This is a genomic window from Frankia sp. RB5 (assembly GCF_059816245.1).
In genome coordinates this window covers 20,757-42,244 of sequence record NZ_JCBATA010000061.1, presented here as the reverse complement: position 1 = coordinate 42,244, position 21,488 = coordinate 20,757, and the positions used below count along the sequence as shown (strand labels likewise).

Annotated in this window: 18 protein-coding genes; 10 read left to right on the top strand and 8 right to left on the bottom strand. The window is 72.5% G+C overall.

Features of this window, described 5'->3' with window-relative positions; genetic code table 11:
- The first annotated feature begins 25 nt into the window (after nucleotides 1-25).
- Nucleotides 26-1,015, top strand: coding sequence for an LLM class flavin-dependent oxidoreductase (locus AC6EXY_RS26000; protein ID WP_101829883.1), 990 nt, complete (start codon nucleotides 26-28; stop codon nucleotides 1,013-1,015).
- Here the strand turns inward: AC6EXY_RS26000 and AC6EXY_RS25995 are convergent.
- Nucleotides 1,004-2,632 carry an APC family permease gene (locus tag AC6EXY_RS25995; RefSeq protein WP_499818382.1) on the bottom strand — a complete coding sequence of 543 codons (1,629 nt, stop codon included), beginning with the start codon at nucleotides 2,630-2,632 and terminating at the stop codon, nucleotides 1,004-1,006. The genes AC6EXY_RS26000 and AC6EXY_RS25995 overlap by 12 nt on opposite strands.
- Nucleotides 2,633-3,352: 720 nt before the next feature.
- Between AC6EXY_RS25995 and AC6EXY_RS25990 the strand changes: the two genes are divergently transcribed.
- The 3 genes from AC6EXY_RS25990 (at nucleotide 3,353) to AC6EXY_RS25980 (ending at nucleotide 8,133) form a co-directional block, all read left to right on the top strand.
- Nucleotides 3,353-5,383 carry a phosphatidylglycerol lysyltransferase domain-containing protein gene (locus AC6EXY_RS25990; protein ID WP_243407323.1) on the top strand — a complete coding sequence of 677 codons (2,031 nt, stop codon included), beginning with the start codon at nucleotides 3,353-3,355 and terminating at the stop codon, nucleotides 5,381-5,383.
- A 246-nt stretch (nucleotides 5,384-5,629) separates the two neighbouring features.
- Nucleotides 5,630-6,361 (top strand): histidine phosphatase family protein, encoded by a 732-nt coding sequence (locus AC6EXY_RS25985; RefSeq protein WP_101830947.1) that lies wholly within the window; start codon nucleotides 5,630-5,632, stop codon nucleotides 6,359-6,361.
- Nucleotides 6,362-6,705: 344 nt separating this feature from the next.
- Entirely contained in the window at nucleotides 6,706-8,133 is a 1,428-nt protein-coding gene (locus tag AC6EXY_RS25980; RefSeq protein ID WP_499818381.1) for an HNH endonuclease signature motif containing protein, read from the top strand.
- 425 nt (nucleotides 8,134-8,558) lie between these two features.
- On the opposite strand, the gene AC6EXY_RS25975 is transcribed toward AC6EXY_RS25980, so the two are convergent.
- Nucleotides 8,559-8,981: a hypothetical protein gene (locus AC6EXY_RS25975; protein ID WP_243407211.1), complete on the bottom strand. Its 423-nt coding sequence runs from the start codon at nucleotides 8,979-8,981 to the stop codon at nucleotides 8,559-8,561.
- A 118-nt stretch (nucleotides 8,982-9,099) separates the two neighbouring features.
- On the bottom strand, nucleotides 9,100-9,984 hold the full coding sequence (locus tag AC6EXY_RS25970; protein WP_101830390.1) for an NAD(P)-dependent oxidoreductase: 885 nt from the start codon (nucleotides 9,982-9,984) through the stop codon (nucleotides 9,100-9,102).
- Nucleotides 9,985-10,034: 50 nt separating this feature from the next.
- On the opposite strand from AC6EXY_RS25970, the gene AC6EXY_RS25965 reads away from it, so the two are divergent.
- Entirely contained in the window at nucleotides 10,035-10,442 is a 408-nt protein-coding gene (locus tag AC6EXY_RS25965; RefSeq protein WP_101830391.1) for a MerR family transcriptional regulator, read from the top strand.
- 281 nt (nucleotides 10,443-10,723) lie between these two features.
- On the opposite strand, the gene AC6EXY_RS25960 is transcribed toward AC6EXY_RS25965, so the two are convergent.
- Entirely contained in the window at nucleotides 10,724-11,470 is a 747-nt protein-coding gene (locus AC6EXY_RS25960) for a M24 family metallopeptidase (RefSeq protein ID WP_499818380.1), read from the bottom strand.
- A gap of 173 nt (nucleotides 11,471-11,643) precedes the next feature.
- Here AC6EXY_RS25960 and AC6EXY_RS25955 point away from each other — a divergent pair, with 173 nt between their 5' ends.
- The 3 genes from AC6EXY_RS25955 to AC6EXY_RS25945 all read left to right on the top strand — a co-directional run bounded on the left by AC6EXY_RS25955 (nucleotide 11,644) and on the right by AC6EXY_RS25945 (nucleotide 15,367).
- The gene (locus tag AC6EXY_RS25955) at nucleotides 11,644-12,801 is read left to right on the top strand and encodes an RNA polymerase subunit sigma-70 (RefSeq protein ID WP_101830392.1); all 1,158 of its coding nucleotides are present in this window, start codon (nucleotides 11,644-11,646) and stop codon (nucleotides 12,799-12,801) included.
- 551 nt (nucleotides 12,802-13,352) lie between these two features.
- The gene (locus AC6EXY_RS25950) at nucleotides 13,353-14,324 is read left to right on the top strand and encodes a hypothetical protein (protein ID WP_499818379.1); all 972 of its coding nucleotides are present in this window, start codon (nucleotides 13,353-13,355) and stop codon (nucleotides 14,322-14,324) included.
- Nucleotides 14,306-15,367: a hypothetical protein gene (locus tag AC6EXY_RS25945; protein WP_101830394.1), complete on the top strand. Its 1,062-nt coding sequence runs from the start codon at nucleotides 14,306-14,308 to the stop codon at nucleotides 15,365-15,367. Before AC6EXY_RS25950 ends, AC6EXY_RS25945 begins: the two co-directional genes overlap by 19 nt.
- A 542-nt stretch (nucleotides 15,368-15,909) precedes the next feature.
- On the opposite strand, the gene AC6EXY_RS25940 is transcribed toward AC6EXY_RS25945, so the two are convergent.
- The 4 genes from AC6EXY_RS25940 to AC6EXY_RS25925 all read right to left on the bottom strand — a co-directional run bounded on the left by AC6EXY_RS25940 (nucleotide 15,910) and on the right by AC6EXY_RS25925 (nucleotide 18,710).
- Nucleotides 15,910-16,221 carry a hypothetical protein gene (locus tag AC6EXY_RS25940; protein ID WP_499818378.1) on the bottom strand — a complete coding sequence of 104 codons (312 nt, stop codon included), beginning with the start codon at nucleotides 16,219-16,221 and terminating at the stop codon, nucleotides 15,910-15,912.
- Between the two features lie 147 nt (nucleotides 16,222-16,368).
- Nucleotides 16,369-17,475, bottom strand: a complete 1,107-nt coding sequence (locus AC6EXY_RS25935; protein WP_101830395.1) for a phosphotransferase family protein — start codon at nucleotides 17,473-17,475, stop codon at nucleotides 16,369-16,371.
- A gap of 6 nt (nucleotides 17,476-17,481) precedes the next feature.
- Entirely contained in the window at nucleotides 17,482-17,649 is a 168-nt protein-coding gene (locus AC6EXY_RS25930) for an antitoxin (RefSeq protein WP_101830396.1), read from the bottom strand.
- 287 nt (nucleotides 17,650-17,936) lie between these two features.
- Nucleotides 17,937-18,710 (bottom strand): type 1 glutamine amidotransferase domain-containing protein, encoded by a 774-nt coding sequence (locus AC6EXY_RS25925; protein WP_101830397.1) that lies wholly within the window; start codon nucleotides 18,708-18,710, stop codon nucleotides 17,937-17,939.
- A gap of 412 nt (nucleotides 18,711-19,122) precedes the next feature.
- Here AC6EXY_RS25925 and AC6EXY_RS25920 point away from each other — a divergent pair, with 412 nt between their 5' ends.
- Nucleotides 19,123-20,220 carry an aromatic ring-hydroxylating oxygenase subunit alpha gene (locus tag AC6EXY_RS25920; RefSeq protein ID WP_101830398.1) on the top strand — a complete coding sequence of 366 codons (1,098 nt, stop codon included), beginning with the start codon at nucleotides 19,123-19,125 and terminating at the stop codon, nucleotides 20,218-20,220.
- 179 nt (nucleotides 20,221-20,399) lie between these two features.
- Nucleotides 20,400-21,422, top strand: coding sequence for an isopenicillin N synthase family dioxygenase (locus AC6EXY_RS25915; protein ID WP_499818377.1), 1,023 nt, complete (start codon nucleotides 20,400-20,402; stop codon nucleotides 21,420-21,422).
- Nucleotides 21,423-21,488: the final 66 nt, after the last annotated feature.

Here is a 21,488-nt window from a genome sequence, read left to right as displayed (position 1 = left end):
CCCACGTCGCGCGGAGACGAACACCATGATCTATTCGCTGCTCGATATCGCCCTGGTCGCCGACGGCGAGGGGCCGGGGGACGCGCTGCGTGGCGCGGTCCCCCTCGCCCGGGCCGCCGAACGTGCCGGCTACCACCGCGTCTGGTACGCCGAGCACCACAACATGAAGCGGATCGCGTCGGCCGCCACCAGCGTGATCATCGCCCACGTCGCCGCGCACACCGAGACGATCCGCCTCGGCGCGGGCGGCGTGATGCTGCCGAACCACTCCCCGCTGCTCATCGCCGAGCAGTTCGGCACTCTCGCGAGCCTTCATCCCGGCCGCATCGACCTCGGTCTCGGCCGCGCCCCCGGCTCCGATCAGAACACCATGCGCGCCCTGCGACGCGGCCCCGAGTCCGCCGACGCGTTTCCCCGCGACGTCCTCGAACTGCAGGGCTATCTCACCGGCCAGACCCGCATCCCCGGCGTGCGCGCCACCCCGGGCGACGGGACGAACGTGCCGCTGTACATCCTCGGCTCGTCCCTGTTCGGTGCCCAGCTCGCCGCCGCGCTCGGCCTTCCGTACGCGTTCGCCTCGCACTTCGCGCCCGCGGCGCTGCATGCGGCCCTGCGCGCCTACCACTCGGAGTTCCGCCCGTCCGCGGAGCACCGGGAGCCCTACGTGATCGTCGCGGCGAACCTGATCGTCGCCGAGTCCGCCGACGAGGCCGCCGAGCAGGCCCGCGCCGCCCTGCGCCAGCGGGCCCGGGCGCTGGTCGCCCGCGGCGAGTCGTTCACCGACGCCGAGATCGACGCGTTCCTCGACTCCCCCGGCGGCGCCCAGGTGCGGGACATGGCCCGCTACACCGCCGTCGGCACCCCCGACCAGGCCCGCGCCTACCTCGCCGACCTCGCCGAGCAGACCAGCGCCAACGAGCTCATGCTCGCCCCCAGCGCCCCCGACCGCGCCGCCCGCATCCACGCCGTCGAACTCCTCGAAGCCCCCACCCCCGCCACCGCCTCAACCGCCTGACGGACCGGCGGGCGCGAGATCAAGGGGACTGTCCATCGCGGCCAGTTCGCGGACGTGGGTGGTGGACAGGGTGCTGCGGACGGCGAGTTCGTAGATGACGAGGGCGAACGTGACCACGGTGGCGAGGTCGGCCCAGAACGGGATGACCTGGCGGCCGTCGAACTGGCCGAGCCAGGAGATCAGAGCCAGGCCGCCGAGCCACGGGATGATCCACAGGGCGGTCCGCCAGGCGAGGTCGTCGCGGGTCGCGGTGCCGGTGCGCCGGACGTGCGCCTGGTGGACGGCGAACAGGGCGAGGCCGAGGGCCATGGCGAGGAACAGGCGCTTGTCGGTGTGCCAGCCGGCCCAGTAGACGATCAGGTTGGCGGCGGCGAAGGCGGCGGGGGCGAGGAGGCCGGCGGCGGGCATCCGGTAGGGGCGGGGGCGGTCGGGGTCGGCGCGGCGCAGCGCGGTCAGGCAGATCGGGGCGAACGCGTACATCACGAACGTCGACGAACTGATCAGCGTGACGAGGGTCCGCCAGCTCGGGAACGGCAGGATCATCAGCAGGCCGACGGCGAACGCCAGCAGGATGGAGACGACCGGCGTGCCGCGGCGGTCCAGTGCCGTCAGCTGGCGCGGCAGGTACCTGGTCCGGCCGAGGGAGTACGCCAGACGCGCCGAGGTGCCCACGTAGATGAGGGCCGTCCCGCCCGGGGAGACCACGGCGTCGATGTAGAGCAGCACGGCGAGCCAGCCGAGGCCCAGGTTCGTCGCCAGTGTCGCGAACGGGCCGAAGTCGCCCGGCCCAATCGGGTGGGCCCAGCCATGGACCAGACGGGCCGGGTCGAGCGACCCGAGAAAGGCGACCTGCAGCATCAGGTAAAGCACCGTGCCGAGCAGCGTCGCGAGGAAGATGGCGCGGGGCAGGTCGCGGCGCGGATCCCGGGCCTCCCCGCCCATCTGGACCGCCTGTTCGAAACCCTGCAGCGCGAACACCACCCCGGCGGGCAGCGCCGCGAACACCCCCCGCGCGCCATACGGCGCGAATCCGCCGCCGGCACTGAAGTTCGCCGTGTGGAACGACACCACCATGAGCGCGACCACCGTGATCGTCGGTATGAGGAACTTCCAGACGACGGTGACCGCGTTCGTGTGCGCCAGCCAGCGCACACCCAGCATGTTCACCACTGTGCACACCAGCAGCGCGACGATCGCCACCGCCATACCGAACCGGGTGAGCGTGCCGTTGTCGTGCACCAGGCCGGGCCATTCGTTGTCCAGGTAGGACAGGGCGGCCAGCACCTCGACGGGCGCAAGTGCCACCGCCTGGATCCAGGCCATCCAACCGGCGACGAACCCGCCGAGCGACCCGAACACGACATGTGTGTACCGGGCCGTCCCGCCCGCGACCGGATAGGCCGCGCCCAGTTCCGCGTGCACCAGCGCGAGCACGGCGACCAGCGCGCCCGCCAGCACCCAGGAGATCAGCGACGCCGGGCCCGCGGCCTGCGCGGCCGTCAGCGCCCCGAGCAGCCAGCCGGACCCGATGATCGACCCGAGCGAGACGAACGTCAGCCCGGCGAACCCAAGATGCCGCCGCATCTCCCGGTCCCCGGCCTGGAATGCCCCGACCATCCCGGATCTTCCAACGGTACCGGATTTTCCGGGCGCGTTTTCCCCATCCGTTCCGGAGCCTGATCCTCCGGATTCCGTGGACTTTTCCGGAGAGCCGTACTGGTCTTCGACGGACGTGTCGGACGTCACCGGTCGCCTCCCCGTGGCACCTGCGGCCGAACTTCCCGGCTGGACGCTGCCCTTCCCATCCCCCGCCGACAACACTCCTCCGATCACCGAACAAGAAGAAAAGCGGTGAGTCCGGTGTCCGCATGAATTCCGAAACGCTCCGGCAGGGTCGCGCGACAACGCCCGGGAAGCCGCCCGAAAGAAGACCCGGGAAACGCCCCTGCGGGCGAGCGGGTGGTCGTCCGGGACATTTCACGGCCACGCGGGGCTGCCGCGGTGAAGGTCGCGGAGCGGCGCGCCGAGCCCACGGCCAGCGGGCGCCCAGGGCGGCGACGATGGTCTGTCCCCATCACGGCAACAGGCGGGCACCGGTGGCGCGCCGTCCGCATCGGGGGATGTACCGTACGCCGGTCCAGGGTGATCGCGTGATCTTGCCCGGGACACGCCCCGGGATCGGGAGGCCGTGCGCGGGCCTCCCGCGCGGCGCGGCGGCGGCCCGGCGACGGGTCATCGCCCGCGGCGCGAACCCGGCGGCGGAGACGGTGGCGGAGCCTCAGGCCAGGCCACCGGAACACCCCTGCCCCCGGTCCGCGCCATGGGAGTGACGGTGACGTGAGACGTCGCGACAAGGAAAAGGACGAGGCGGCAGCGACCGCCGCGAACGACTCGCCCGAACAGGCCGGTCCGGCCACGGCACCACGCCGGTCGCGCGACGCAGGCCGTCCAGGCGGGTCTCGCCGGCGTCCGTTAACGCGTTGCCGGGCCGCGGCGGGCCGGCTGCCGACGCCGGGCCCGGCGCTCATCGCCACGCTCACCGCGTTCGTCGGGCTGATCGACATCATCACCGCGATCAGCCATCGGCCGACGCGCTGGACGTGGATCGGCCGGCTGATCCCCGGCATCGTCACCGACGCGGCGACGGGTACCAGCGTCGGCGCGGGCCTGCTGCTCGTCGGCCTCGCCCACGGCCTTCGCCGGCGCAAGCGGCGGGCCTGGCGGGCCGCGGTGGCATTGTGCGGCGCCGCGGTGCTGCTCGACCTCGCTCGCGGCTTCGCCGTCCCGCAGGCGCTGTTCGACCTCGTCCCGTTCGCGGTTCTGGTCGCCACCCGGCGCCGCTTCCACGCCGCCGGCGACCCGCGGACCCGCTGGCGGGCCCTCGGCGCCCTCGGCGCCCTCGCCGTCGCAGACCTGACCATCGGACTGTCCCTGATCCGCTTCCGGCACGGCACCGGCAGCACGTCCGAACGCCTCCTGCACGTGCTGGCGGGGCTCGTCGGCGTCACCGGGCCGGTCCACTTCCCGCCCGGCCACGGCGACGGCGACCTGGTCGGCTCCGTCCTGCTCGCCCTCGGCGCCGTCACCGTCGGGATGACCGGCTATCTGGCGCTGCGCCCGGCGAGCCCCGTCTGCGCCCGCACCGACACCGACGACGACCGGCTGCGGGCCCTGCTGACCCGCCACGGGGGACGCGACTCGCTGAGCTATGCGGCGCTGCGCCAGGACAACAGCGTGCTGTGGTCTCCGTCCGGCAAGGCCGCGATCACCTACCGGGTGGTCGGCGGCGTCGCTCTGGCCTGCGGCGACCCGGTCGGCGATCCGGAGGCGTGGCCACAGGTGATCGGCCCGTTCCTCGACCTCGCCGCCGCCCACGCCTGGGTGCCGGCGGCGGTCGGCTGCGGGCCGGACGGCGGGCGGGCCTGGCAGCGCGCCGGCCTGCGGGTGCTGGAACTCGGCGACGAGGCCGTCGTCCGCGTCGACACGTTCAGTCTCGACGGCCGGTCGATGCGCGGCGTCCGGCAGGCCGTCGGACGGGTCGAACGCGCCGGCTACACCGCCCGCGTCGACCGGATCGCCGACCTGACCGCCGACGAGCGGGCGATGCTCGCGGAGCGGGCCGCCGCCTGGCATTCCCGCGGCGGCGCGGGCGGCTGCGCCACGACCCTCGGCCGCGTCGGCGCCGCCGAGGACCCCGACTGCGTCGTCGTCCGTGCCTTCCAGGACGGCCGGCTGCGCGGCCTGCTCACCTTCCTGCCCTGGGGCCGTGACGGGCTGACCCTCGATGTCATGCGCCGCGAGCGCACCGCCGCCGGCGGCCTGGTCGACTTCATGCTCGTCGCCCTGTTGCGCGACGCCCGCCGCCTGCGCGTCACCCGGGTGGCCCTCACCTTCGCCGCGTTCCGCGCGATCCTCGCCCGCGGCGAAAGGATCGGCGCGAGCCCCGTCCTGCGCCTGTGGCGACGGATGCTGCTGGCCGCCTCCCGCTGGTTCCAGATCGAGTCGCTCTACCGCTTCAACGCCAAGTTCGACCCGACCTGGCAGCCTCGCTACGTCTGCTGGCCCGCGACCCGTGACCTGCCTCGCGTCCTGCTCGCCGCCGTCCGCGCTGAAGTCCTCCTTCCCCGCCCCTCACTGCTCCCGCGGCTGAAGCCCCGAGGGCCACTTCCGCCGACGACACCGGCGTCGGACCTTCTACCGTCGGCCTCGCCCAATACCACCTCCACCGACGCCGCCTCCACCGACGCCGCCTCCGCCAGGACCACCGCGGCCAGGGTCAGGACCTGCCAGGGCCGGCGACCGGGCGGTGACGGGCCGCAGGACGCCCGCGATGCCGCCCTCGCCGGACCGGTCGCCTCGGACCGGTGACGGGTTCCGGCGGACGCCGCGGGGCGACCTGGTCCAAGGCGGTGACGGCGCCAGCCGGACACGTGGTGACGGCGCCAGCCGGACACGTTCTGTCCTTCCGGGACCAGGCAGGGGCGTGGCCTTGGAAGGTGATGCGCGGAGTCGGCGCGGCACCCTGGCCACCATGACGTGGTCCAGGACGATAGCCAGCCACTGCGGACCAGGGCAGACGTTGACAGGACGGGGTGGGATTGATTGCCTCGCCCGGTGAACACGCGGCGTACCGTCCGGCTGGCGTTGGTCAGTACGGCACCCACTCCGGCGACGCGGGCCGCGCGGTTCGCCGACGACGAGGGCCTCGACGCCGACGGGCTGCGCCGGGCCGCGGCCGCCGCCCGCACGCTCGCGGCGAACGGAGCGGGAGCGCTACCGGGTCGGGCGCGGGTGCTGGTCGACGGCTCGGCCCGGGCCCGCCAGACCGCGCGAGCCCTCGGCCTCGCCGCCCGCGCCGGTGAGGCCGGGGTACGGATCGACGCGGCTCTGCGCGACCTCGACGTGGGCGACTGGCGAGGTCGGGAACTCGCCGACCTCGCCGTCGCCGGGCTGAGCCGCTGGCATGAGGATCCATCCGCCGCGCCGCCCGGTGGTGAGTCCCGCACCGACCTGCTCGACCGGGTCGCCGGCTGGCTTGCCGGCCTGGCCGCCGAGCCGGATCATGTCATCGCCGTCACCCACCCGGCGGTCATCCGCGCCGTGCTGCTCACCGTCCTGCGCTGCCCACCCGACGTCTTCTGGCGCATCGACGTCGCCCCCCTGACCGCCACCCTCCTCCACCGCCGAGCCGACACCATCGCCAGCACCACCGCGACTGCTCTCACCACCGGCCCGCCCCCTCTCCACTCTGGCCAGGCCTCCCCGTCGGGCGTCACGACACCCACGGTCGTCCCGGCCGCGGCGGGCGCCGTCTGGACTCTCACCCACGCCTGCCGGCCGCTCTAGGCGACCCGCCCGAGCGGCGCGCGGCGGCCACGCGACCTGTCCACAGATTCAAACATACGTTCGACAGTCCGGGCTGCCCCGGCTACGGTCGTTCCATGGTGATCAACGCCCCCCGCGGCGAGCCCCCCGGCTCATCCGGCCCGCCCATCGCACTCAGCACCGGTCCCTCCGCCAGCCTCGGCCCCAGTCGCTCCACAGGCCTGAACGCAGGCCCCACACCCGGGTCCGCGCCCCCGTCGCGCCCCATCGCCGACCCCACCTCGGATGGGGACTCCAATGCCCGCGCGCATCCCGGTGCCAGCGCGGACGGTGCTCGTGTGCCGCCGGAGGAGGAGCCAGCCGAGATGCCGCAGCGGTTCGAGGCGCTCGTCGGCCTGTTCGACTCCCTGCTGCGCGACGAACCCTGGCAGCTCAGCGACGGTCAGCTCACCGTCCTGCTCGACAGGGCCGGCCGGCTCGGCGGACGGACGGCGGCGTTGCGCGGCCGGCTCATCGCCGAGGCGCAGGAGCGTGGCCTGCCACCCCGTGTGGGCGCGGTCGACATCACGAGCCTCATTCGTGACCAGCTCGCCCTGTCTGCCCGGGAGGCCCGCCGGCAGGTCGGTCTCGCCCTCGCCATCCACAACGGCCCCTGCGAGGCCACCGGCCGGGCGCTCGCCAGTGGCGACATCACGGTCGAGCACGCCCACGTCATTCGCGACGCCCTCCTCGCGCTGCCGCAGGACATCACCGACGAGGAACGCAGGACCGCCGAGCAGACCCTGCTCGACCACGCCCACGTCCTCGACCCGTATCGGCTGGTGAAGCTCGCCGCCCGCATCCGCGAGCACCTCACCCGCGTCGACACCTCCCCCGGCGGCGACGATCCACACGCCGACAGCCACACCGGCCAGCCCGGCGACGCCCCGAACGACGACAGCCGCTCCGACGGTGGCAGCGGCGCCGACGGCGGCAGCGGCGCCGACGGCGGCAGCCGGCGGGGGCCCGGCGACGAGGACGACCGTCCCTCCCCGGACCCCGCCCAGATCCGCCGCCTCACCTTCACCGACACCGTCCGCGGCACCACTCTGATCAGCGGCGAGCTCGACGCCGAGGGCGCCGCGCTGCTTCGCACGGCCCTGGACCGCCTCGCCGCGCCCCGGCCCGCCGCCGACGGCCGTCTCGACCCCCGCAGTCCCGCGCACCGCCGCGCCGACGCCCTCGTCGAGCTCGTCACTCGCGCGCTCAGCGGCTCGTCGCTACCCACCTCCGGCGGGCTGCGTCCCCACCTGAGCGTGATCATCCCCTGGGAAACCCTCGTGGGCGCCGGCCTCGAACCAGCCATCACCGACTGGGACCTGCCCCTGCCCCGTGGCGTGCTCACTCGCCTGGCCTGCGACGCCGAGGTCACCCGGATCGTCCTCGACCCGGGCGGCGTCCCCCTCGACGTGGGACGCGCAGCCCGCACGGTGTACCCGACGCTGCGCCGCGCCCTCGTCGTCCGCGATCGCGGATGCGCGTTCCCGGGATGCGACGCGCCACCTCAGTGGACGGACGCCCACCACGTCATCCACTGGTTGCACGGAGGAGGCACGAAGCTTCACAACCTCGTCCTCCTCTGCGGTCCCCATCACCGGCAGGTCCACCACGACAAGTGGACGATCCACTTCGAGGACGACCACCGGCCCACCTTCATCCCACCCGCCCACGTCGACCCTCGCCGCCGACCGCGCCGCAACCACCGCAACCAGCCCTTCCCGCCCGTTCCCGAGCCGCGTATACCAGCGGGATGAGGGTCGGCGGGCGACGGCCGCGCGATCACATGGAGGCACGCACCGGTGCGTGGCCGCGGGCAGGCGTGTGGCCGCGGGCGGTCCCTCGGGCGGGGACTGGCACATGAGCGAGGGCGAGCGAGCGGGCGAGAGCGACACGGGCAGCGGCGCGGGCGAGGGCAGCGGTGCCAGAGCTGACCGTGCCGCGGTGGCGGTGTGCCGTTCACCAGCCAGCGGCCGATGTGCTGGACCTTCCAGCGGACCGGGTCGTGCGGGGTATGGGTGCGGCCGTCACGCCAGAAGCGGTCGAGGTTCAGCGCGCCCGCGAACCGTGCGGGTGCCGCCGAGCTCGAACAGCTCCGACGCGGCGGGCACCGCGGTCCTTGCGCCGGCGACCTTGGCCTCGGTGGCCACCGAGGCCCTGGCGGTGCTGTCGTCCGTCGGGTTCAGGTCGGCCTCGTCGATGCGGACGCAGCCTCGCGCAGCAGGGCCTCCGCCGCCCGGACCTCGATCTCCAGATCGCCGGCCTGCTGGAGGAGCAGCGGCTCGTCGGCGGCCCTCGCCGCACCACTCTCGAACCATGGCCCGGCCTTCGTGACCTGTGCGACGGCGGCGTCCAGCGCACCACGGGCGATACCGGTGTCGAGGGCGGCGTGCAGCACCTGGGCGCGGGCGCCGTAGGTCTTCGGGCCGTCGAAGATCGAGGGAGAAGGAGACGATCTGATCGGCCAGTTCGCCTCGGTCGACGAAGGGTTGACCGGCCACCAGAACCTGGTTCTGCTGGCCCGTCTCCTCGGGTTTCCGCTGGTCCTGACTGCCGCACTCGGTCTCGCCCTCGGTTTCCGCCCGGAGGCCGGCGCATCCGGCATGATCCTGGCGATCCTGCTGATCCTCTCGTTCTCGCTCGCATGGATCTTCACGACCGTGGGCCTCTGGTCGCGTTGTCGATGGGCATCCCGGCCAGCCAGATCTCGATATCGGGATCGGTCAGTGGTCGCCGGGTATGCCGAACTCCTCGATCAGCACGGGATACTGCTCCCCACCATGTCCGGCGGCGATCGAGCGGTCGGCCATCGTTTTGATCAGCCTGGGCAGTTCGGCGTTGACTCCTACCGCCTCGCTCTGCTCGATCAGGTGCGTCATCGCCCGCGCGTCGGTCTCCAGGGCCGACACCTCGGCGGGGAAGGAGCCGGCGTCGATCTGCTCGGCATATCCGGGCAGCCATTCGGCGACGCCGGCGGCGATCTGCTGGGCGAACGGCGCATACGTCGCGGCGTCGACACCGGCCGTCCTGAGCAGGGCAGTGCCCTGGAGCCAGGCGTTCAGGACGCTCCACATCATGGCCAGGCCGGCCACGTCATACAGGGACGCCAGCCCGTGGTCCGCGCCGAGGTAGGTGACGGTGCCCAACGCGTCGAGTGTTGGCCTGTGTGCCTCGAAGTCCGGCCGCGGCCCGCTGTGCAGAATCACCGCCTCGGCGGTCCCGATCGCCGGCGGGATGGCCATGATGGCGCCGTCCAGGTAGTGAGCGCCGTGCTGCTCGGCCCATCGGGCGGCTTCCCGGGCCTGGGCCGAGTCGCCCGAGGTCAGGTTGATCAACATCGTGCCGTCCAGCTCGATGTCGCTCGCGGCGAGCAGTTCGTGCATGGCCCGGTAGTCGGTGACGCAGATGACCGTCAGGGAACCTGCCCTGAGCGCGTCACCGACCGTCGGCGCGAGCCGTGCGCCCTCGGCCACCAGCTTGTCGGCCTTGGAGGTCGTGCGGTTCCACACGGTTGTGGGATGCCCGGCTTTCAGGAACGCGCCGGCGAGTGCCTGGCCCATCCGTCCGAGTCCGATGACTGTCACGGGTGTGTCGGGGCTGTCGTTCATGGCAGCATCGTCAACGTTGAGACCGGTGTGAAGGTCACGCGGAGGTTTCGATGCGGATCGGGGAGCTGAGTCGTCGGACGGGCGTCAACGCCCATCAGCTGCGCTACTACGAGGCTCAGGGCCTGCTGGAGGCAGACCGCGGCGCGAACGGTTACCGCGAGTACGGCGAGAACGCCGTGCTGCGGGTGAATCAGATCCGGCACCTGCTTGGTGCCGGTCTGTCGTCCGAGGACATCGCGTACCTGCTGCCCTGCGCGGTCGGAGAGGCCCCGGAGCTGCCCGGGTGCCCCGAGCTGCTGGCCGCGATGCGCTCCCGGCTGCAGCGACTGAACGACCAGATAGACAGGCTTGCGCAATCCCGCGACGCGCTCACCACCTACATCGACGCGGCCGAGCGAATGGGCAGCGAGAGCTATCCACCCTTTGACAATGCTGACCTGGAGCCCGCCCCTGCATAACCGCAGACGATCTCCGGCCGCAGTATCAGCCCATCGTGCACGCGGCGACGACGGCAGCGGGCAGTCCGACTGCCTGCCACTCCGCGCCCGAGACCATGCCGAGCAGGTGCGCCAGATGGTTGCGTTGACCTAGCCTAGCGGTGGTGCGCTGGCCCATGCCGTCCCAGTCGTCCTCGATGCGGACACCTGGCTGGTCTCGGCGGCGCGACAGACCGGACGGCCCGACAGACCCGACAGGCAAGACGGGCTGGCGGGCTGGCCCGCCGATGGGAGTCGGGCGGCTACTCGTGGCCGAGGTCGAGGAGTTCCTCGTGGAAGCCGCCGAACCCACGGGCGCGGTCGACCAGATGGATCTCGAGGATCCAGTGGCAGCGCCGCCCGTCGTGGTCGAGCCGGCGCATCGGACGGTCGCTACCCGGCGTCACGTAGTACTCGACCTTGTCACCCGGGATGCGGGCGTGGGGGAACTCGCCGACGAGATGACCGGCGATCGGGCCGCCGAACGCCCAGCCCGCCTCCTCGGCCAGCCGGTTGACCGCCGCGTAGAACTCAGCGCCGGTGATGGCGGGATGGTCGTCGTAGTGGCACCGGGCCGCGTCGAAGATCCGCGTCAGGTCGGCGCACAGCCGGTGCTTGGCCGGATCGTCACCCAGGACGAAGGTGCGGCCGAAGTCGGCCTCCCAGTCACCGAAGACCGGGCCGAAGTCGCAGAACGCGATGTCGTCCGCGGCGATCAGCCGGTCCGGCGGGTTGTCCGCGTAGGGATGCAGGGTGTTCGGGCCGGCGCGCACGATCCGCTTGTGCCAGTGCTGGCGGGTACCGAACATCTCCTCGGCGAGATCGCGGATCGCGTCGCTGACCTCGCGCTCCCCGCGTCCGGCGACGACCAGCCCACGGGCGGCGACCTCGTCGAACAGCGCCCGCGCGCGATCCTGAGCGGCCAGCAGGCGGGCGGCTCGGCCGCCCTCGGTCTCCACGGATCCCGCGTCGAGTGATCCGGCGTCGAGTGATCCGGCGTCGAGGTCCACGGTGGCTCATCGTACGGGCAGCGGGAGACGGCCTTCCGCCGCGGGAGCAGGACACAGGCCGGCTGGCCGCGCCCGAGGCCCCGGAGGTGCCTCGCTTTCGCGAAGACGGCACAATGCGACCGACCGGACGACCGGAGCCAGACAGAACCTGAAGGACCAGCCAGGGAGCGGTCATGGACGCCACCGACAACCTGGACGCGGCGCACGCGCGAGACGCTGGCCGTGCCGAGGAGGAACAGCTGCTGGCCGCGGCCAGGGCCGGCGACGCGGAGGCGTTCCGCCGGCTGATGGCGCCGCAGGAGGCACGGCTTCGGGCGCACTGCTACCGCATGCTGGGCTCGTTGTTCGACGCCGAGGACGCCCTGCAGGACACCATGATCAAGGCGTGGCAGGGGCTCGGTGGCTTCGACGGTCGCAGTCAGATCGGCACCTGGCTGTATCGGATCGCCACCACGACCTGCCTGAACGCGCTGCGCAGCCGGTCGCGGCGGGCACTGCCGATAGACGTCGGCTTCCGCTCGGGCGACCCGGGTGACGCTGCCGGCGCGCCGAGCGCCGAGTCGACCTGGCTGGAGCCGCTGCCGGACGCGATGCTCGGCCCGCGGGCGGCGCCCGACCCGCAGGAATCGTACGAGCTGCGTGAGAGCGTGGAACTCGCTCTGGTCGCCGCCTGGCAGCACCTCCCGGCCCGGCAGCGGGCGGCGCTGCTGCTCACCGACGTGCTCGGCTACCCGGCCCGCGACGCCGCCGAGGCACTCGACACGACGACGGCGGCGCTCAACAGCGCCCTGCAGCGCGCCCGCGCCCTCGTCGCCGATCGGGTGCCCGCGCGGTCGCAGCAGGCGACGCTGCGCCGGCTCGGTGACGCCGGCATCGACGCGGCCGTGGCGCGCTTCCAGCGGGCGATGGACGACGCCGACGTCACCGCGGTCGTCGGCATGCTGCGGGAGGACGCGACCTGGTCGATGCCGCCGCAGCCAGCATGGTTCGCCGGGCACGACGCGATCGGCGCGTTCCTGGCCGCCAATCCGTTCCGCTACTTCCGGTGGCGCAGCATCGCGACGCGGGCAAACGGTCAGCCGGCGCTGGCGGCATATTCGGCTCTGAGCACCGAGCCGCCGAACACTCCTTACCTCCCGCACGCGATCAACGTTCTCACGTTCGCCGATGCGGGCGACGACGCCGACACCGACAAGGGCGGCGGCCCTGTCACCGCGGTGACGACGTTTCTCGACGTCACCCGCCGCGGCGTGAGTGGCCCGGACTTCCGGGCCTTCACCGACACCGGTCTGTTCGCCCGGTTCGGGCTGCCGGCGGCCCTTCCCGCCTGAGAGCCGCGCGACCCTTCCCGCCTGAAAGCTGCGCGGACCGTGTCCGCCTTTTGTCCGTCCGCGCGCCACGTGTCCGCGGAATGCCATTCTGGCAGCACTATGTCCTGACTGTGATCTTCCGTGGGGGCGGCGGCGAAGGCAATTCTGCTGCCTGCCAGCGTTACATCCACGGACCAGGAGCGGTGATGCGACCCACCAGCCCAGGATTCGGAAAGCACCTGACAATCCCCGTCGGCGGCGACGGCGAAGGAGAGGAGCCCTGATCGACCGAACCGGCCCCCACCACCGTCGCCACACCCCGGAGTAGGGCGCACGGACAGCTCGACTGCCTCCCCCCGCGCCACCACCGCCACGCCGCCACCAACGCCCCGCCAACATTCACGTCACGTCAGGGGTCAGGAGGACGTCGCGCCGCGGGTATCGACGGCGACGGCGGAACCAGCGTCGCCGGGGGCGCGGGGGAAGCGGCCCCGAACCATCGCGAGACAAACCGTCTAGATATTTGCATGTCTCCCGATTCCGGCGGACATGCTGTCCGCGTCGACATCATCGTGAGTAGACTCATCCTCGGCCTACTCCCCCATAGGCCGTTCCTGGAAGGCACGTTCCAGTTCCTGACGGCATCGGCTCACGGGGGGAAGATGACGCATTTCGTCGACCGGCTGCGCAGTACGCCCACAGCCCGGTGGTATGAGCAGCTCGCCGAGCAGCGGCGACGGCGGTCATCGCTCGCGCGCGTCCCGGCCTACGACCAGTTCGAAGCAATGCTCCGCCGCCGCCTCGCCGGCAGCGGCGGGGATGTGACGGCGCTGGCGAGGACCCGGTTCACCCAGGCACAGCTCCTCGAGGAAACGGAGGTCCCCCGCAGCTCGCTGCACCACATGTTCCACGCCGACAAACCGCCCTGCCTGGTCTACCGGAAAGTCCCCCACAGCGATGACGCGGGGAAACCGGCGGAGGAGCGGGGCCAGGGCGCGCTGAGTGCCATGCGCATCTCGACCGCGCAGGGCATCTGGGCCGCCGAGGTGAAGGTCTGGACGTACTGGCCCTGTCGGGACGGCTGGCTCGAGGTGCTCGCCGGGTTGGACGACCCGGTCCGACGCACGGCGGCGGAGTCGCTCGTGCTCATGGTCGCCGAATGGGCCAGCCGGAATCGGGCGGTCGCGGCCTGCCACGGATTCGCCCCGCCGCTCGCCGCCGTCGAGGACCTGCTCGTCGTCAGCCGTAGCCAGCTGAACCCGTCCGACGCCGTCGAACTGCTGACCACCGTGACGCGCCGAGCGCTGCAGGACCACGGCCGCGGCCCGGCGGACCTGCTCAACGTCGTCCACGACAGCCTGATGGGCCTGGCCTTCGACGCCGGCGACGGCCTCACCCACGCGATGGGCGATCTGGTCGCCTCCGTGTCGACCCTCGCCCGGCTCGTGCCGACGATCCCGCCGCCGCGGCGCGCCCTGCTCGCCGACGAACTCGGCCCCACCTTCGCCGACCTCATGGAGCTGCTGTGCCCTCCGACGCGGTGATTGACCCGCGGCACCGCGAGGCCCGCTACGTCGAGGAACGACTGCGCGCCCGGCTGCTCGCCCTGCAGCACCACGCGGTGGAACGCGCTGCCGGCCGCGGGGACCTCGATGCCGGCCGCATCCGGGACCTCGAGGACCTGCTGGCTGACGCGTCCGCCCAGCTCACCGCGAGCGAGGAGGCCCCGCGCATCGCGTTCCGCATCCGCTGTGCCCTGGAGGAACGACGCGACGCCCGGCGTACCGTCGACGAGTCGGCGCGGGCCTGGTTGGCGCTGCACGATCACGGCGTGCGTGCCTTCGGCCCGACGGACGACGCGGTGACCCGCGCCCACTCGTTCGCCATCCGCTACACCCGGCTGCGGGGCGGCCCCGCCGAGCTCGACGACGGCGTGAGCCGCTACGAGCGGCAGCTGCAGGAGCGCCGCAGCCGCTTCGGGCTGCACGACCAGCGCACCCACATCACCCGCACCAACCTCGCCGTGGCCCTGCGCGACCGCGGCTCGCCCGACGACTTCGCCCGCGCACGGCGGATCCTCACCGAGGAGATCCACGACCGCACCGCCGACTTCGGCCCCGATGACCCCGTCACCTGGTCGGCCCTGGTCATCATGGCGCAGACCATGCTCTGCCAGGCCGAGTCCCCGCCGACCGGCGCCGTGGTGCGGCAGGCGCTGTGCGAGAAGGCGCTGGACATTCTGCAGCCGATCCTGCGGGCCCGTCAGCGGCGGTTCGGCCCCTCCGAGGTGACCTTGCAGGCGACGCTGGTCGCCGCACACGCGGAACTGCTGCTCAGCCGGGTGGAGCCGGCCGCCGTCCGGATCCGCTACGTCCAGGCCGTCGCGGACCGCACCCGCATCCGGCTCACCCCCGGCTGGGCCGACTGCCTCCTCGCTCGCGCGCTGCCCCCGAACGATCCGCGAGCCCTCGCCTCGGCCCGCGCCGCGCTCGCCGCCCGCCGGGACTACTACCCCCCGCACGCCCGGCAGGTCCGCGACGCCGAACAGCTCGTCGTCCGGCTGGCCTCCCGCCGGCCATCCCCGTGACCACGCCATCGCCCGACCCACCAGGGCCACCAGGGCCACCAGGGCCGGGCGAATCCAGGTCGACGCACACCACGGGAGCGCGCGGGCACCACGGCGGCCCGGCCGCGTCCCCCCGGACCGCGGCCGGGCCTCATCGTGACGCTGACACTCCGGCTCGCCGCATGGCCAGACGTCCCAGCGGTGGGTTATATCGGCCACCCTTCCGCGTTACTTCGGATTGCGCACGGACCGCCGCCGCCACACAATGCGCACCCCGACTGAGCCGCGCCCAGCGCCATTCGATGACGGAAAGAACGTATCACGCCATCGGTCGGTTCCAACAGGCAGCCACACCCGTCTCGCGCTACCGTCAGAACCACCCGTCCTGCAGAGTCCAACAATTCCGCACATTTGCTGGGCCGCATCGACACAAGCTTTCAGATCATAGTTTGGACCGCCATCCTGAAGGATTACACGTCGATTCCTCCTCGTCACCCACCAGTAAAAGAGCGGTCTCGGGTGGAATTCAGCGCACTATTGGAGTCGCCGCGGATCGAACGCCGTTATCCGGAATGATCCTCGCGAGAAGCCGGGCCGGCGCCCGTGACCGCCCCAGCCGCGCCGGTCGCGCCAGCCTCACCGGTCCCACCAGCCACCCCGGCCAGCTCGTCCACCCCGGCCGCCACGGCCAGCTCGGCCGCCACGGCCACCTCGGCCGCCCCCTGCGTCTGCGGCGGTTTCGGCAGCGCGCCGCGCAGCTGGGAGGCGAGACCGGCGAGCACGCCGAGGCCGGCGGCGACGCCGAAGACGACCATCAGCCCGTGATGGAACGGCCCGGCCAGCAGGTGCGGGAAGAAGTCGCGGCCGGTGAGCACGGCCCGATGCTCCGGCGGCGCCGGCCGTCCGCGGCCAGCAGGTGCTCGACCGGGTTCACGCCGAGGACGGTGGCGAACAGCGACGACACCGGCGGCAGCGTCCCCACGTGCTGGGCGACCGAGACCGGCGGCCGCGACCGGCGGCGGTCAGGCGCGCGCGTCGCGCGTCTCGACGAGGACCCGGGTGAGCAGGGTGGCGGCGTAGCGGTCGATGCGGGGCACCAGATGGGGTGGCAGGAGCTCGTACTCGCGGATCATCCGGGTGACGCGGGCGCCGAGCAGCGTGTGGCGGACCGAGGCGAACAGCAGATGGTGGTCGAGGTCGACCAGCGGGCGGCCGAGCAGCTCGGCGTAGCGGGCGGCGGTCTCGGTGCGGTCGGGCAGGCCGGACAGGCGCGCGATCCCGACGCCCTCGCTGAGGTGCCGGTCCAGGTGCAGGAACCAGCCGAGGTCGGTCTCGGGCTGGCCGAGCGACATCATTTCCCAGTCCAGGACGGATGCTACCCGCTCCCCCTGGAAGATCATGTTGCCGAGGCGGGCGTCGCCCCACAGCAGCCGGACGGGATGTGGCTCGGCCGGCGGATGGGCGCGCAGCCAGTCGAGCGCCGCCACGAGAGTGGCGCGGGCGACGTCCTCCGGCGCGAAGAAGTCCAGATGACGCTCGTACGCGGCGAGCTGCTGCGCCATGCCGGCCGGCCCGTACTCCGGCTGCCCGGCGAACTCCAGGCCGAGCTGGCCGGGATCAAGACGGTGGATGCGCGCCATCGCCACCAGCGCCGCGTCCCACATCCGCGCCCGCTCGGCCGGCGTCGCCTCGTGCAGGAAACCCTGCATGTGGTACGGCGGGATGTCAGGCGGCACGTCGCCGTCGACGAGGCCGAGGACGACGAACGGCGCCCCGAGCACCGCCGGATCGAGCTCGACGCCGTACACCGGCGGCACCGGCACGTCGCTGTGCCGGCCGAGGATCTCCACGACACGGCACTGCTCGGCGAACCGGTCCCACGGGTAGAGCTGGAACCGCCGCGGCGCCAGGCGCACCACCAGCGGCCGGGCCACCCGCCGCCCGTCCGGCCCGGTCCGGTGCGCCGGCAGCAGCACCAGTTCCCCCGAGTACCCCTGACCCGGCGGGACGCACGGCTCACCCAGCTCCCAGCGCGTCGGCCCGTCCCCGGGCGTGGCGTCGTGGACGGCGAGCCAGTCCGTCAGCCGCGCCCGCAGCCGGGCCGGGTCGGTCTGGAACGGAACGGCCATGGGGGCTCAGGTGCGGTCCTGCAGCTCCTGCACGGCGCGGTCGATGTGGTCGCTGTACTTGTTCCCGGTGCGCTCGTCGACCACGTCGCCGACCTTCTCGGCCGCGGCGTCGATCTTGTCGTCGTGCTTCTCCGCCAGATCGCCGAGCTTGCCGAGCGCGTCCTTGAAGTCCACTGTCGAGGCCTCTCTCCGCCGTCCGGTCTCCGCCGTCCGGCACCGGGCGCCACCTAACTGCTCCGCTAATCATGATGATATCCCGGCGGAGCGTCCCGCGGCCCCGCCCATGGCGGGTCAGACCTGGTCAGGGACGGTCGCGTCCGGGGGGAACGCGCAGACGGAGCGCGCGATGCTCACGGTCCCGCGGGACCTGGACGCGCGGATCCCACCAGCACGCAGACGCGCGGGTCCCGCGGGACCCGGATGGTGGCGTCGATCAGCGCAAGTCGATCAGCGCAGATCGATCAGCGCAGATCGTCAGCGCTGGCGCGGGCGGCCTCGGTGTCCGTGCCGGCACCGCCGGACTCGCGGGCGAACACGTCGGCTGCCCGCCGGTCCGCGGAGGTCTGCCCGGCCACCTGGCGAGCGGCCTCGGCGTCGCTCAGACCCGCACCCGCCGGACGGGAGGTGCCGGCACCGTTGTGCGGGCCGAACCCGGCATGCGGGCCGACGCCGGTGTCCCGTACTGGACGGACGTGGTCGACGATCGCCGCGCAGAAGGCCTTGAGGTCGTCCGGTCGCCGGCTGCTGATCAGCGGGTTCGGGCCGTCGACGCAGACGACGACCTCCTCGTCGACCCACCTCGCGCCGGCGCCCCGCAGGTCGGTGCGCAGGCTCGGCCAGATGGTGATCCGCCGCCCGCGCACCGCGTCCGCCTCGATCAGCGTCCACGGCCCGTGGCAGATCACCGCGATGGGCCGACCGGCATCGACGAACTCCCGGGTGAATCGCACGGCCTGCGGCTGGGTACGCAGGAAGTCGGGGTTCGCCACGCCGCCGGGCAGGACGAGCGCGTCGAAGTCCGCCGACCGCGCCGTGTCGAGCGTCTCGTCGACAGCGAAGCGGTCGGCGCGGTCCAGGTGATGGAAGGCCTGGACCGTCCCCGGGTGCGTGGACACCAGGACCGGGTCCCCGCCTGCGTCGCGCACCGCCGCCCACGGTTCGGTGAGTTCCAGTTGTTCGACGCCCTCCGGGGCGACCAGAAACGCGACCCGGGTGCCTGCCATGTCGTGGGTCATCAGCGTGCTCCTCTCGTCTCGTTCGCGTCGGATTGCTCACACCGGACGAGCCGGCACCGTCGCCCTGCCCGGCGGCGAACCAGTTACGCGGATTCGATACGGCGAGCACAAACTGTGACGCTTCGTGACGAACCGTGGTCCGTGTGCGCAGACGACCGGACATATCGGGCGCCGGATCGCACGCAATGCGACTCAGTCACTCCTGTCGGAATTAGGACTCATACCGGAGCGGCAGCGTTTGAAGGCTGACACATACGATCTGTTTCCGACCGGGATTTGCGATCTTGTGCGTCGCCGGCTCGGCGACGCACCGCGCACCCCCGCCGCTTGAGGGAGGCATCCGATAGACCGCGACGAGCTTGTCGACCTGACTCGACGGGCACTCAAAATCGCAACGGACAAGACAACGGACATGACGGTGTCGGAGCGCCGTCAGCCGGCTGCGGCATACACCGATCAGGAACGCTTCCGCCGGGAGCGGGAACTCGTCCTGAGGTCGCCGCAGCTGGTCGGTTATCGTTCTGAACTCCCGACGCCGGGCAGCTACACCACGAAGACCGTCATGGACGTCCCCGTGCTGCTGACCCGGGGGTCCGATGGCGTCGTGCGCGCCTTCCAGAACATCTGCGCGCACCGTCAGGCACCGGTCGCGCAGGGCTGCGGGGAGGCGGAGCGGTTCGTCTGCCCGTTCCACGCGTGGACCTACGACAACCGGGGCTGCTTCGTCGGCGGACCTGGCCGGGAGGGTTTCCCGACGACGCTGGGCAGCGGGGCGCCGGGCACCGGGCCCGCGCTCACCGAGCTGCCCGCCGCCGAGCACTCGGGATTCCTCTGGGTGGGCCTGCGGCCGCAGGACGGGCCGCTGGACATCGCCACGCACCTGGGCGAGCTCGGCCCGGAGCTCGAGTCCTGGAACATCGGGAACTGGGCGCCGGTGGGCGAGAAAGTTCTCGACGCCCAGGCCAACTGGAAGTTCGTCCTGGACACGTTCGCGGAGAACTACCATTTCGCGACCGTGCACAAGGACACCTTCGCCCTGTTCACCCGCAGCAACTGCGCGCTGTTCGACTCGTTCGGCCCGCACCATCGGCTGGTGTTCCCGATGCGGAACATCGTTGATCTCCAGGATCAGCCGGAGGAGTCGTGGGAACCACTGAACAACTTCGTGGTGATCTACGCGCTGTTCCCGAACATCGTGCTGTCCTGCACCGTGGCCAACGGCGAGGTCTTCCGGGTCTATCCCGGGCGTGAGGCGGGTCACTCGGTGACCTACCACCAGAACGCCTCGCCAATGGACCTCACCGACGAGGCGACCCGCAAGGCCGCCGACGACATCTTCGAGTACGCGCACGCGACCGTGCGTGACGAGGACTTCCGGCTCGCGGGTGACATCCAGCGGGCGTTCGCCTCCGGGGCGCGCCCGGAACTCGTCTTCGGCCGCAACGAGCCGGGCCTGCACCACCGGCACGCCGCGATCGACGAGGCGCTGGGCGAGAAGCTCGGCGGCTGAGGCGGCCCGCGCGGGCGGGGTCGCCAACCCGCCCGCGTCAGGATCGACCCGGCCGTCACGCGGCGGTAACGGGAGCCCTCTACCGTGCTGGGCGTCGCATGCTGCCGACCAGCGCGAGGGGGTTGTCGATGCCGGACGGCGGGAGACCGCGGGACACGAGGCCGGGCGTCGTCCCGATCGTGGATGTCTCCGCGTGGACGGCGCCGGACGCCGCCGACCGGTCCACCGAGCGCCAGGCGGTGGCCCGCCGGCTCGACGCGGTCTGCCGCACGGTCGGCTTCGCGCAGATCGTCGGCCATGGCGTCCCGGACACCCTGATCGCCGACATGCTCGCCGTCACCACCGAGTTCTTCGACCAACCGGTTGAGGAGAAGCGCCGGCTGCTGCCCCCCGGCCCGGAGGTCAACCGCGGGTACGCCCCGCTCGGCAGCGAGGCGCTCGCCTACAGCCTCGGCGCCGAGGACGCGCTGCCCGACCTGTTCGAGGCGTTCAACGTCGGCGTGGACGCGTGGCCCGCCGGCGACCCGTACCACGAGGCCGAGTCGCACCGGATGTTCGCGCCGAACCTGTGGCCGGCGCACCCGGCCCGGATGCGCGCGGTCTGGGTCGAGTACTTCACCACCCTCAGCCGGCTCGCCGGCACCCTGATGTCGGCGTTCGCGCAGGCACTCGACCTGCCGACGGACTACTTCGCCACCCGCACCGGACGGGCGCCGAACGTCATGCGGGCCAACCGCTACCTGCGCCACCCGGGCGCACCCGACCCGGCGCCGGGCCAGCTGCGGATGGGCGCCCACACCGACTACGGCGCGTGCACCATCCTGCTGGCCGACGACGTGCCCGGACTGGAGATCCTCGGCCCGGACGGCCGCTGGCACGGCGTGCGGCCGGCGCCGGGCGCGTTCATCGTCAACATCGGGGATCTGCTGGCCCGCTGGACGAACGACCGCTGGCGTTCCACACTGCACCGCGTCGTCCCCCCGCCCACCGCCGAGCACGGGCCGGCGCTGCGCCGCTCGATCGCGTTCTTCCACGAGGGCAACCACGACGCCGTCGTCGAGTGCCTGCCCACCTGCGTCTCGGCGGACAACCCGGCCCGCTACCCGGCGGAGACCGTCGCCGACCACCTGATGGCCAAGCTCCTCGGTCCCCGCACCCTCACCACCTCCGCCGCCACCTCGACCACCATCGGCCGAGCCTGACAGGGGCGGGCGGCCCGCGAGGGGATGACATTGGGCCCGGGAACGTGGCCGCGCAGTGGGCGTAGC

Bases quoted from the DNA above. Each gene is read 5' to 3' on its own strand.
- AC6EXY_RS25970 (WP_101830390.1), bottom strand. From the start codon at position 9,984: ATGAACGACAGCCCCGACACACCCGTGACAGTCATCGGACTCGGACGG.
- AC6EXY_RS25965 (WP_101830391.1), top strand. From the start codon at position 10,035: ATGCGGATCGGGGAGCTGAGTCGTCGGACGGGCGTCAACGCCCATCAG.
- AC6EXY_RS25920 (WP_101830398.1), top strand. From the start codon at position 19,123: ATGACGGTGTCGGAGCGCCGTCAGCCGGCTGCGGCATACACCGATCAG.
- AC6EXY_RS25975 (WP_243407211.1), bottom strand. From the start codon at position 8,981: ATGCCGGATGCGCCGGCCTCCGGGCGGAAACCGAGGGCGAGACCGAGT.
- AC6EXY_RS25925 (WP_101830397.1), bottom strand. From the start codon at position 18,710: ATGACCCACGACATGGCAGGCACCCGGGTCGCGTTTCTGGTCGCCCCG.
- AC6EXY_RS25955 (WP_101830392.1), top strand. From the start codon at position 11,644: ATGGACGCCACCGACAACCTGGACGCGGCGCACGCGCGAGACGCTGGC.
- AC6EXY_RS25995 (WP_499818382.1), bottom strand. From the start codon at position 2,632: ATGGTCGGGGCATTCCAGGCCGGGGACCGGGAGATGCGGCGGCATCTT.
- AC6EXY_RS25980 (WP_499818381.1), top strand. From the start codon at position 6,706: ATGCCGCAGCGGTTCGAGGCGCTCGTCGGCCTGTTCGACTCCCTGCTG.
- AC6EXY_RS26000 (WP_101829883.1), top strand. From the start codon at position 26: ATGATCTATTCGCTGCTCGATATCGCCCTGGTCGCCGACGGCGAGGGG.
- AC6EXY_RS25935 (WP_101830395.1), bottom strand. From the start codon at position 17,475: ATGGCCGTTCCGTTCCAGACCGACCCGGCCCGGCTGCGGGCGCGGCTG.